At 52.4% G+C, this 12,080-nt stretch carries 11 protein-coding genes; all 11 read left to right on the top strand.

Annotation, left to right across the window (positions count from 1 at the left end):
• The 11 genes from mobH to traA all read left to right on the top strand — a co-directional run bounded on the left by mobH (position 1) and on the right by traA (position 11,983).
• Positions 1 to 4,110: a MobH family relaxase gene (gene mobH / locus KO116_RS24360; RefSeq protein ID WP_052703868.1), complete on the top strand. Its 4,110-nt coding sequence runs from the start codon at positions 1 to 3 to the stop codon at positions 4,108 to 4,110.
• Positions 4,111 to 4,117: 7 nt separating this feature from the next.
• Positions 4,118 to 5,974: a conjugative transfer system coupling protein TraD gene (gene traD, locus KO116_RS22975; RefSeq protein WP_035565601.1), complete on the top strand. Its 1,857-nt coding sequence runs from the start codon at positions 4,118 to 4,120 to the stop codon at positions 5,972 to 5,974.
• A gap of 45 nt (positions 5,975 to 6,019) precedes the next feature.
• Positions 6,020 to 6,574 carry a hypothetical protein gene (locus tag KO116_RS22980; RefSeq protein ID WP_144408659.1) on the top strand — a complete coding sequence of 185 codons (555 nt, stop codon included), beginning with the start codon at positions 6,020 to 6,022 and terminating at the stop codon, positions 6,572 to 6,574.
• Positions 6,531 to 7,160: a DUF4400 domain-containing protein gene (locus tag KO116_RS22985; RefSeq protein WP_035565595.1), complete on the top strand. Its 630-nt coding sequence runs from the start codon at positions 6,531 to 6,533 to the stop codon at positions 7,158 to 7,160. The genes KO116_RS22980 and KO116_RS22985 overlap by 44 nt, the downstream gene beginning before the upstream one ends.
• 101 nt (positions 7,161 to 7,261) lie before the next feature.
• The gene (locus KO116_RS22990) at positions 7,262 to 7,579 is read left to right on the top strand and encodes a hypothetical protein (RefSeq protein ID WP_035565592.1); all 318 of its coding nucleotides are present in this window, start codon (positions 7,262 to 7,264) and stop codon (positions 7,577 to 7,579) included.
• Positions 7,580 to 7,757: 178 nt separating this feature from the next.
• The gene (gene traL, locus KO116_RS22995; RefSeq protein WP_035565752.1) at positions 7,758 to 8,036 is read left to right on the top strand and encodes a type IV conjugative transfer system protein TraL; all 279 of its coding nucleotides are present in this window, start codon (positions 7,758 to 7,760) and stop codon (positions 8,034 to 8,036) included.
• Positions 8,033 to 8,656 carry a TraE/TraK family type IV conjugative transfer system protein gene (locus tag KO116_RS23000; RefSeq protein WP_035565590.1) on the top strand — a complete coding sequence of 208 codons (624 nt, stop codon included), beginning with the start codon at positions 8,033 to 8,035 and terminating at the stop codon, positions 8,654 to 8,656. Before traL ends, KO116_RS23000 begins: the two co-directional genes overlap by 4 nt.
• Positions 8,649 to 9,590 (top strand): TraK domain-containing protein, encoded by a 942-nt coding sequence (locus tag KO116_RS23005; RefSeq protein WP_035565588.1) that lies wholly within the window; start codon positions 8,649 to 8,651, stop codon positions 9,588 to 9,590. The genes KO116_RS23000 and KO116_RS23005 overlap by 8 nt, the downstream gene beginning before the upstream one ends.
• Positions 9,590 to 10,999, top strand: a complete 1,410-nt coding sequence (locus KO116_RS23010; protein ID WP_052703869.1) for a TraB/VirB10 family protein — start codon at positions 9,590 to 9,592, stop codon at positions 10,997 to 10,999. The genes KO116_RS23005 and KO116_RS23010 overlap by 1 nt, the downstream gene beginning before the upstream one ends.
• A gap of 64 nt (positions 11,000 to 11,063) precedes the next feature.
• Complete coding sequence (locus tag KO116_RS25380; RefSeq protein ID WP_082072724.1) at positions 11,064 to 11,579, top strand: TraV family lipoprotein; 516 nt, start codon at positions 11,064 to 11,066, stop codon at positions 11,577 to 11,579.
• Between the two features lie 32 nt (positions 11,580 to 11,611).
• Positions 11,612 to 11,983 carry a TraA family conjugative transfer protein gene (gene traA / locus KO116_RS23020; protein ID WP_045812345.1) on the top strand — a complete coding sequence of 124 codons (372 nt, stop codon included), beginning with the start codon at positions 11,612 to 11,614 and terminating at the stop codon, positions 11,981 to 11,983.
• Positions 11,984 to 12,080: the final 97 nt, after the last annotated feature.

Raw genomic sequence — 12,080 nt, forward strand, 5'->3', positions numbered from 1 at the left:
ATGTTGAGTGCGCTCAAAAAAAGGTGGATGGCCTGGCAGGCGAAAAATACGGACTCATCAGCATCTAGCAATGGCGACATACACGCTCATCTGATGGATTTGGAAGATGCGGATATTCCGCGTTACCCACCCTTTGCAAAAGGGTTGCCGGCTACCCCGATAGATAAGCTGCTCGCTACCCAGCGCCAGCTAATCGCTAGAATTCACCAATCGCTCGGGTTTTCACGGGAAGATGGCGAACGGCTGCTGTTTCCGGTTATCCGCAACTATGCCGCGTTTGTGCATTTGCTACCGGCCTCAGAAGCACATCATCACCGTGGTGCTGGTGGTCTATTCCGACATGGGCTTGAAGTAGCCTTTTGGGCGACCCAGGCCTCCGAAGCCGTTATTTTTGAGCCGGAAGGCTCGCCGGAAGAAAAAATTGAGAAGGAACCCCGCTGGCGCTTTGGCGTCTTCCTTGGCGCGCTTATGCACGATTTGGGAAAGCCACTCTCTGATGTAGTCGTTACCGATAAGCCCGGAAAGCTTGAGTGGAACCCATACGCGGAAACCCTGGAGGAGTGGTTACGAGAGACCAGCATCACTCACTATTTTTTGCGCTGGAATAAAGGCCGTCACCAACGCCATGAACGCTTGGCTACGCTAGCGCTGAACATGGTCATGACGCCGGAAGTAAATCGTTATTTGCGCTTACCCGGCCCTGAATTGATGAAAACGCTGATAGAAGCGATTTCAGGCACCAGCGCGCTTCACCCGATGGCTAAGCTGATCATGCTGGCCGATTCCGAAAGCGTTAAGCGCGATCTGAAAGAAAGCCGCTTAAGTGTGGACGGTACCTCGCTGGGTGTGTCCATCGAGCCCTACATTATCGACGCCATACGATCACTGGTTCAAAGCGGACGCTGGAAAACCAACCAGATGGATGCGCAAGTCTGGCACTTTCCACAAGGCACGTTTATCGCTTGGCGTCAGGCCGTGCCGTCGTTGGTGCAGAAGCTCAAAGACAATTCGGTACCGGCCGTTCCCCACGATCCCGATACCCTAGCCGACTATCTCATTGACCGTGGTTTTGCACTGCCACGCCCTATACCGGGTCGGGAAGATGAAGCAGACGAACATTATTACCGCTATTGGGAAGTGACGGTAAAGCTTGAAGCCGAAGAAGGTCTGACGGTCGAGCCCACGATACTCATGCTGCGCATGGAAGATTCATTCCTAGTATTCGGCAATGCGACTAACCCACCCGAGGAGCTGGAGGCGACCATCCCTGGGTTAGACGCTGATGGGCAGCTGATAGCTACACAAGAGAGCGGTGAAACAGCACAGGAGGGTGAACAGGCGAACACTGGCGAGGAAGATGACGCCGAGGAGGAGAGCGATGGAGAGCAGCCGCCTAGCAGTGTGCGCGCACGTCTTCTTAGCTTTCAAGCCGCTGGTGATGGCGACTCAGAAAATGTATTGGCTGCACTAGATGCGCTATCGGCGGATGCATTCGGGAGCGGGGCTAGTGAGACCAGCAATACGATAGTAAGCCGTAATACGGATAATACAGTAATTACAGTAGGGGGTAGTGAGGAGCCAGACGCCGAGCAAAGTGCGTCAGCATCAAATAAGTTGACCGGTAACAGCGCGAGTATTACCGGAATTGACGCCTTAGATTTGCTTACGCCCAAGTCCAATAAACCAAGCCCTAAAAAATCAACAACTAGCAGCAATGAGAAAGGCATAGCCGATGCCGATCTGGGGAACCTGTTAGGTACGAACAAAAGGAAACCCGCAACACCGACACCGGTTAAAAGTACGTCGGCTGCGACTGAAAAACGGGCTGCTTTAGACAATGATTCCCTTGCAGCTCTTATCGGTTCGGATGCAGCTCAGAAAAAAGCCATCCAATCGAACAAGGGTAATGGCGCGCTAACGCCAGCCGTAGCCACACCCTCGCCTAAGGCAGCCAGTGAGGGCAGCGCAGGGTTAACGCAAGCAGCGGTCGTCAAGCGTCCCAGTAGCAAAGCAGTAGCTCCCGAGCCAGTTTCCCCGGTTAACGACGAAGAACATGACGCGTTGGACGATAGCGAATCCGTACTCGCCACCTTAGCCGAGCTGTCTAGCGCGATGGGCGCCGATATGGGTATGGATCTGCCGTTTGAACTGCCGGAAGCAACCTCCAGCGGCACTGAGACAGACGAAGACGATGATATCCAGTACGAAAGCCTGGAAACAGATGGCGCGGATGTAGCGGCAACTACAGAACAACCTACGGTAAACGAAGCACCTAATGTAGCTCCACTGGTCGATACCGCGCATGAAATAACCGCTGATGTTTCTCCAGTAGAAAGCGTGTCATCGCCAATGTCGGGGGAGAGTACGCAGGCCCCAGTAGTGGCGGTAACGGACGAAGCGAGAGGCAATGCGGTCCCAAAGCAAGATGCTAAAAAGCCTAAGCATAAACGGCGTAAGCGTGCTGCCAACTCCCCCCAGTCGGAGACGGCAACGCCAGATATGTTCGCAGCCAACGAAGTGAACAAGGCAAGCGAAAAGAAAGGCTCAGAGGCCGTGCCGGCAGCTGGTGGATCTAATGACTGGTTAGCTCACTTGACGGGACTGGCGCCAGCTCAAACACCATCACCTACGGTAAAGGCTGCCAAGACGCCGGTTAATAAACAAGGTAGTGATTTTGACTTCCTAATGGGGGCTGGCGCGCAGAAGCATAGCCGGAATAAAGCAAAAACGACGTTACCTACCCCAGATCCTACAACCGTACCGGCCACCCGTGAGCCAGCGACAACCGATGATAACAGCACAACTGTAGAGCCGGAGTCGGTCAAGGTACTTGTCGAGGTTGAGATACCCGCCTCGCCAACAAATGAGCCTATAGAGAGCGCTGCAAACTCACTATTTGATATTGGGATGCCTGATTTTGGCAGCGAGCCTGAACCGGACAACACCTCAACGGCTGAGGTGGTTGATACAGATAACGTTGAAAGCCTAGAAGGGGAGTTACCGGGCGTCTCCCTTGTGTTGGATGAACCGCAATGTCAGGAGCAGGGTGATCCAGTTTTGGATGCTGGTACAGCTGACAGGGGCGATCTGCCCCCCGTCGATTGTTACGACGATATGCCTCCAATGGATGACGATGATGATATGCATCCTATAGAGGACGATTACACGCCATCCAACCAGGATGTGACAAATACGTCGCCTAACAAACCAACGGCCCATAGCGAGCAATCAGACGACTCTACAGGGGAAGACCTGGCGCCATTGACGGTTATACCTATTACTGCAGGCAACGACTTGGCGGAACAGGTAGCCAATCAGTACCTATCCGATGTGCTAGCACCAATCTTGAAGGGCTATGGCTTACTCGGGCAGGTATTGCTACGTGAGCCCCCGCACCTTGTGCTGCTGGTTGACGCTGCATGCCAACTTCTTGATGTGGAACGTGGAGTATTGATCCCCGCGCTAGTGAATGGCGGGGCTGTTCTCGATTCCGATGTTTCACTGAACATTGAGAAGCTAATACTTGCTCCCGCGACGGGTCGGTGGGTGGAGCGCTTGCTGCGTGAGCGCGAAGCAGAACGATTAAACGATATCGCCATGGCCGAGGAGTCAGATAACGCGACCCGCCGAGCTGATGAAAAACCAACCACGTCAATTGTTCGTCGTAAAACACGTTCAAGCCTGCCGGACAATGCTCCCACCTCTTTAATGGGCGAAACGTTTAAGACGGCTCCACCTGAGTCATCTTCGCGCAAAGATGCCTGGGCAAGTTCGCCGTCTGTGCTGAATGGCACAAATACAGATCAAGACGATGACAGCACCGATGGTAGTGCGGACGAAGAACATGTTCCGTCGCCACGAGCGAGCTTGTCAGCCCACGATGCGCTTAGTCGGTTGCGGTCAATGATCCTGGTGGGTGAGGGGGAGTGGCTGGCGGGGAGCGTGAGCAAAGAGGGTGAGGGTTACAGCACTAGCGATTTATGTCTTGAGAAAGTGGTTAAAGATAACCCGGAGCTATCCCGCGCCATGTTGCGTAATGCCCTTAGAGCCTCAACCGATTTGAAGATGGCTGTTGTGGCGAAAGATAAACGAATATTCGTGAAGGATTAACACGGCAATGAGCGAAGATATTGCGTATGAAATGCCCTGGCGGGCTAATTATGAGGCGATGGCCATAGCGGGATGGTGTGCTGCGTCCGTCACGGCTTACGGCATTAATCAGCTCACGAACATGCCCCCAGAACCGTTCTATTGGATGAACGGTATCTGTGGCGTGATGGTGCTTGCCCGTATTCCTAAAGCCATAAAACTCCATACGCTTAAGAAGCATTTGAAGGGGCGTGAGTTGGAGTTCATCAAGTTCGAGGGCTTGATGAAGAAGATTAAAAAGCATCCTACTGAAATGTGGTTGGGCACGGGTTTTCACTGGGAGAGTCGCCATGCGCAGCGCGCCTTTGAAATCCTTAAACGCGATTGGTCAAAGATCGTTTCCATCGGCAATGAAAGCGGGAAGCTCCAGGCAAAACTAACAGGCGAGAAAAGGGCGGTCCCGATGGGCCATACCTGGATACATGGGGTGGAGCCTAAAGAGCATGCCCTTATGCAGCCCCTCCAGCATTCCGAATCACACACGTTGATTGTGGGTACCACCGGTAGTGGCAAGACCAGGTTCTTTGACCTAATGATCAACCAGGCCATTGCACGCGGCGAATGCGTCATCATCATTGACCCGAAAGGCGATAAGGAAATGCGTGACAACGCTCGTCGGGCCTGCGAGAAGTTAGGCACCCCCGAACGTTTTATCTCGTTCCACCCTGGCTTTCCCAAAGAGTCAGCACGCATCAATCCTCTCCGTAATTTCACCCGGTTAACCGAAATTGCCTCCCGTATCGCTGCGCTGGTGCCGTCAGAGGCCGGGGCCGACCCGTTTAAAGCCTTTGGTTGGCAAGCTTTGAACAACCTCTCGCAAGGGCTTTACATTATTGATCAGCGTCCAACGCTCAAGAATTTGAGAAGTTTGCTTGAGGGTGGGGCTGATGGGCTGGTCATAGAAGCCATTTCAATTTATAGCGAAAGGAATATTGAGGACTGGCAGAGCCTCGCAGCGCCCTACCTTGATAAGGCAGCCGGAGGTACACGTACCAAGCGGGCTCGTATGCTGTGTCACTTTTATACGGAAGTCGTCCAGCAGATTAAACCCAGTTCTGAGCTGGAAGGCCTCCTGTCGATGTTCCAGCATGACGCCGCACACTTCGGGAAAATGGTGGCATCACTGTTGCCTATTCTTAACATGCTCACCTCGGGTGACCTGGGCGAATTGCTGTCGCCCGATCCTCACGATATGACAGATGATCGCCCGATCACCGATTCCGAGAAGATCATCAATAATTGCATGGTTGCGTATATCGGCCTCGATTCGCTCACCGACAACATGGTGGCCTCGGCTATTGGCTCGATCTTTCTTAGTGACCTCACCGCTGTCGCGGGTAAGCGCTATAACTACGGCAAAAATCTTAAAACCATCAACGTTTTTGTCGATGAGGCTGCGGAGTGTATCAACGACCCGATGATCATGTTGCTTAACAAGGGCCGGGGCGCGCTGTTCCGCTTGTTCGTCGCGACTCAGACCTATGCTGACTTCGTGGCACGTCTAGGTAGCCAGGAAAAGGCGCTGCAGGTGCTAGGTAACATCAATAACACCATTGCGCTGCGGGTGAAGGATACCGAAACCCAAGAGTTTATTACCAAAAGCCTTCCCATGACGCGGGTGAAATACGTAATGCGAACCCAAGGGCAGAATACCGTGGCGGATCAACCAATATTCCACGGGGGTAACCAGGGTGAACGCTTGATGGAGGAGGAGAGCGAGCTTTTCCCTACGGCGCTCCTTGGGATGCTGCCTAATTTGGAGTTCGTAGCGAACATAAGCGGTGGGCAATTCATTAAGGGTCGAATACCGATTCTTAAGCTCTAGCATATGACTACCGAAACTATAACGAAGTTACTAAGGGTACTGCGCGTGATTCCCGATAAAGAGAAGCGCCCACTCATTGATGTGTTGCGAACGGACTATCAGCGCCATGCGCATTTTGCGGAGCTGTTGTTTTATGACTGGCCCAAGGCAAAAGAGGTGGCCATCGCAATGTTGGACTATGTAAGTCTTCATATCCGTCGCCAGGATGAAGCACTGGCACTGGAAATCCTTTGTGAAGCCTTATCCGCCTATAGCGAGGTGGCCCAGTTTGCCCGGATAAACCGCAATGAGAAGGTTGATGATGCGCTGCGGTTGGCTATTTTTGTCGATGCCCTGGTAACGGTTTCACTTCGTGATTTGCAAATTGCGATAGAAACCGAAAAGGGTGAGCAATGGACGCTACCGGAGGGAGTCGCTTTAAGTAAATGGTTAGCTGAGCATGACGGCGATTTAACCGTGTATCACCAGCCGCTCCTCGACTCGATGCCCGTTCGCGCCATGATCTACGGAGCAATCACAACCGAATCCGTTAAACGCATCCTACAAAGAGCAGATTATGAAAACGCCATTTTGGCTAATCGCTTGGCTATTAGTCGCTGAACTTTTCATCATTATGGTTTTTATACCGGGCCACTGGACTGAGCGAGTGATCCAGAAAGAATCCACGATGATTGAGAGTCAGCTGGGTAGAGATACTGTGGAGTGGATCGACCGCAAAGCATTGCAGTGGTACAACCGCTCAATGTGGGACACCGGCATCTATCACACCCTACATACGCTGCTGATACCTACCGAACAAGAGCGCGTAGCGAGCCGGGGGATGGAAGGTATCGGCGGCAAAATCTTTCCTTGGGTAGAGGACCGCTTGGCGGCCATGATGAACGTGGTTTATCAAGTGTTCGCCCGTGCTGCGCTGTTGATCGTCTGGGCGCCCTACATGCTCATTCTGTTAGTGCCCGCCCTGTGGGATGGGTTTATGACCTGGAAGATTAAGCGCACCAACTTCGATTATGCGTCGCCTATATGGCATCGCTATGGGGTAAGAGGTGTCTTTTTTGTTCTCCAGTGCTTACTTATCGCCTTCTTTGCCCCCGTTGCGCTCAACCCCATCATCATCCCGATGACCATGATGGTGATGTGCGTAATGATGGGGCTGGCCACGGCGAACTTGCAGAAACGGATTTAAGGAAGGCTGCATGCAACTAGCAAATCCTAAGTTTGCTTGCACTGCATGCAGTGCACCTTGATAGATTAAGAGCTCAACATGCGTACTGCGAGGAGGTGACGATGGGTATGGAAGACAGGGATTATTACTGGGAAGACAGAAAACGCCGCGAAGCGTTGATGCTTGAGAAGGTAGACGTAGACGCTCCACATCAAGGTAACGGTACTGGTAATGGCAAACCATGGGGCCCCATCGTCGTGCCACGCGATTACGCTTGTACGCGCCGATCCAAACTGCGCCCAGTGATTATGAAAGGGTTCCTGTTCGGCGCCTTTTGCGGCGTGTCAGCAACCCTAACGACTATTCTTTTCAATCCATCCCTCTTGAATAAGCCATTAACCTTCATCGGCTACTTTTGGCGCGGTCTAGGAATCCTCTAGGCCGTTTCTTTTTTTCAGCAAGTTGTCGTTGTATTCCCGTCCAGTAGTTATCCCTTCGATGCCTACAGTGTTTTTTTATAAAAGTGCTGTAGTGCGCCTTTAAGGGCTCTATGGGGCCGGGGTCTTTTTGACATAAGCGCGCAAAATGGCGCCTATTCAAAAATACCTGGAGTCGCAGATGGAGCCCGTAGAAATTCCTGGCCGTATAGATGACCCAATCCACGTCCTAATGTGGTCGCTCGATGAAATGGGCCCCATCTTCGTTGGCCTAATTATCGGCATGGCCATAGGGCAGGCCATGATTGGGTTTGGTCTCGGTGTGCTGATTACCAATAACTATCGCAAGTACCGTGACCGTCACCCCGATGGTTACCTATTCCACATGTTCTATTGGTCAGGTTTTTATCAATCCACTCGCAGCATGGTGAATCCCTTCATTCGGAGGTACTTACCGTGAGGCTTGATCGCTTAACTAAAACCTGGAATGGCGCACTGAAAGAAAATCGTGGCCACCGTTTAGTGAACCTTGTTTTAGCCGTGGCGATAGTGCTGGCGCTGGTTAAGGCCTTCACCGTCGATACCATCGTCACTATCCAGCCTTATACCCTCAATGAAGAAGCCTGGGTTAGTCAGAACAAGTCCTCCCAAAGTTATAAAGAGTCATGGGCGATGATGTTGTCCGCACTCACCGGCAATGTCACGCCAGGTAGTGTGGAGTTTGTTAAAGAACGCATCGAGCCTTTGCTATCCCCCCAAATCTACCGTGACGTTATGGAAGCACTGGAAATTCAGTCGCTTAACATCCAGCGAGACCGTGTAAACATGCGCTTTGAGGCGCGTGCTGTTGAATATGAGCCTGAAAGCGATGTGGTGTACGTCTATGGCAATTCATACGTCCAGGGTGCAACAGGCGATCCGGTACGTGAAGAACGTACTTACGAATACATCATAGATATTCGCAACTACAGCCCTGTTGTGACTCACATCGAAACCTACTCCGGTCGCCCGCGCACCGAACGTGTCCGCCAACAAATGGAACGAAGTCTTGAAAGAGAAGAGGAGCGCAACCGTGACTAAACCGTATCGTTTTCGACTGGCGCTGAATGCGTTGGCCCTAGCGGTAACGTTGGGCGCCACCACGGCTATGGCCGAAGTACAAATCCCTGTCGAGCCGGTCAATATGAGCGTCCCTAACAATGTGCTGCGCAATAACGTACCGGCGCTCACCAGTAGTGGCGGTAGCGGCAATACCAGCGCAAGAAGTACCTCGCCTCGTACCGAAATGAATGAGGCATCCAACTTGGTAATGGCGCCCGGAGTGAATGAGATCGTACCGGTCGCCGTCAGTCACTTAAATCGGATTGTGACACCCTTTGGTGAGCCAGCGGTTAACACCACCTCGGATGCCACCGTTAATATCGAAGATAACGTTATTTATGTTGCCACCAATGAAGAAAACCCGGTAACGCTCTTTATCACTCAGAAGGGGTCTCAAGCCCGCGCATTGTCACTAACACTTGTTCCACGCCGTATCCCACCGCGTGAATTGTTTTTGGAGCTTGAGGGGGGCGCCACCAATGCGGCACTGGTCGGTAATCCGAAAGCCGAACGCTGGGAAACCTCTCAGCCCTATATCGACACTCTGCGTGGTGTAATGCGCAGTCTTGCGCTGGGGGATATACCGCAGGGCTACACCCTCCACGATACCAATAGCCAACAACGCATGCCGTCTTGCCAGCAACCGGGCTTCAATTTTCAGTTTGCCGGTGGTCAGACCATGGTAGGCCATCGCTTGTCTGTGAATATCGGCGTGGCTTCTAACGTCTCGGGACAACCTCTGGAATTTAAAGAGCAGTCTTGCGGCGATTGGGATGTGGCGGCCGTTGCTGCATGGCCCCGCAATGTTCTAGGGCCCAACGAACGCACCGAGGTCTATGTGGTTCGTCGTGCTGACAAGAAAGATCCCCGTATGCCTACTAATACCCGCCCGTCCCTCTTAGGGGGTCTGTAATGATAAAGGAAAAGTGGGACGAACTTTCAGCCAAGAATAAGCGCATTGTCACTATCGCAGGTGCGGCGACGGTAATGATGCTGGTGATCTGGTTCTTCTCCGGTGATACGCCTGAGAGAGAGGTACGTGGCAATCAGGAAACGGTTCGTCACGTACTGACAGATCGTGATACCCGCGATGTTTCTATTGATGGTCTCGCGGCTCAAATCCGTATTGCTAACCAGCAAAACGATGAGCTACGCAATGAGATTGGCACGATTCAGCGCTCCTTGGATCAGTCGCGGGAGCGTAGCGAAGCCTCCGAAGAAATACGTCGTGAATTAGATGGCCTCCATGGTCAGCTAGAAATGCTGATTGAACAAAACATGGACCTGGCAATGTTAGCGGAGGAGCGGTCAGCATTACCGCCGATGGGCGTTAATGGCGGTGGCAGTGATCGCCGCTTGTTGGGAGAAGATGAAAGCCCCTTTGAAGCTTACGGTCTTACCCAACCGTCTCAACAAGCCTCAGACAGCGACCCTTATGAAGTAAACCCTGATGACGTGTTTGCTCGACCGATGCGCGCTCCGGCTAATAGCTCTGCAAACGATGCTGCACATTCACCCGGTCGTGCCAGTGCGGCGCGTTCACAAGAGGGCGATGCACCTATTGAAGACGCAAACACTCCTGTCGCAGCCAGTGGAGGTTCAGGCGCCACCATTTTCAAGCATACAGCCGAGGAGACAGAGGCTGAGCGTGAAGAACGCGAGGCTGCGGGCGAAGAAGATGATGCTATGTATATTCCCGCTGGTTCGATTCTTACCGGGATAATCTTGAATGGTATGGATGCCCCCACAAATTCTGGTGCGCGCCGCGACCCGTTCCCCTCTCTGCTACGCATTAATCATGAGGCCATTCTGCCTAACCGCTTCACCGCTGATATTCGTGAGTGTCACATGCTCGTTGCTGGCCATGGCGATCTGTCGAGTGAACGGGCTTACCTACGCTCAGAAACGATTAGCTGTATTCGCAACGATGGCGGTGTGATTGAAGCCCGCATTGATGGCTATGCCGTTGGTGAAGATGGAAAGACGGGTGTACGGGGTCGTTTGGTCTCAAAGCAGGGCGCCATCATTGCTCGTAGCTTGGTTGCTGGCTTTATGTCCGGTGCGGCTAACGCTTTTGATGTTGATGCTGTGCCGATCATCCAAACGGGCTCAAACGTGGGTGGCAACACTGAATACCAGTCCAACTTCTCTCCTTCGATGTTCCAAGGTGCTGGAGCGCAGGGTGCGTCACAAGCCCTTGATCGTGTAGCACAGTTCTATGTCGATATGGCTGAGAACATTTTCCCGGTGATTGAAGTGGATGCTGGACGCGAAGTTGAGCTGATTTTGACTCGCGGCGCCTCTCTGCAAATTCGTGGCTAACGAATTAATTAAACACCTTATTGAATTAATGCCTTTAAGGGCATCGCACCAGTCGGGGTTATTCATGCGTTCTCATTTAACATTCTTCTCTAAGCTCGCTGCCGGTTTAGGCCTTGTAGTTGCCGTAAGCGGTTGTTCGATCCTTAACGTTGGGGAACCGGACTACGGCTGTAGCGGGTTGCCCGAAGGGGTGCAGTGTATGTCTACGCGGGACGTGTACAACCTTACCAAAGATGGGTATGTACCGACCGCCATGGACTCAGACGCACAACAGGCAGCCCACGAAGTGGCAGAAGCTGGCACAGGCAGCGGCGTAGGGGAGGGCTCGACTGACCCCAATGATGTGGTGAGTAACTATGTGGCACCGCGTCTACCCAACCAGCCTGTTCCTATTCGCACACCCGCACAGGTAATGCGCATATGGATTGCACCTTGGGAGGACGATCGTGGTGACTTAATAGTGACTGGCCATCTGTATACCGAAGTCGAACCCCGGCGTTGGGTGATTGGTGAGCAAGCTGCCAATACTCAGCCTTCATTACGACCGCTGCAAAGCATTCAGCAAAACAGCGACGACTAAACCGCAACTACGAACCTTTGGAGTATTACTAAATGAACGCATCACTTATGCAGCGTAAAGAAATGTTGGTTTTTATGGCGTTTGCCCTTGGCTTCGCGGCGTTACTCTTGTCACCCACGGCATTTGCTGGTGCTGGTGGTACCGAATTTGATGAGGTGTGGATCACATTAGAAGATTGGACCCAGGGTACGTTAGGCCGGATTATTACGTTGTCTATCATCGTCGTAGGCGCGGTAATTGGTGTAGTGCGCCAGTCACTGATGACATTTGCTGTTGGCTTTGCCATGGGCATGGGCCTCTACAACGCGCCTACCATCATTGACTCAATCGTTGGAGCCACGCTGACTAACGCAGCAACCGTCATTAACACCGGCGCTGTCATCACCAATGGATTGGGGATGTAATATGACCTTCGCCGTAGGTTACACCTTAGGAATGGGTTTTTTGAAAGTACCAGCCATCATTCACTCAATGGTTGGCGCCACGATCTCTAACGCAGCA

Source organism: Halomonas sp. KO116 (genome assembly GCF_000734975.2).
In the GTDB taxonomy this organism is placed as follows: Bacteria; Pseudomonadota; Gammaproteobacteria; order Pseudomonadales; family Halomonadaceae; genus Vreelandella; species Vreelandella glaciei.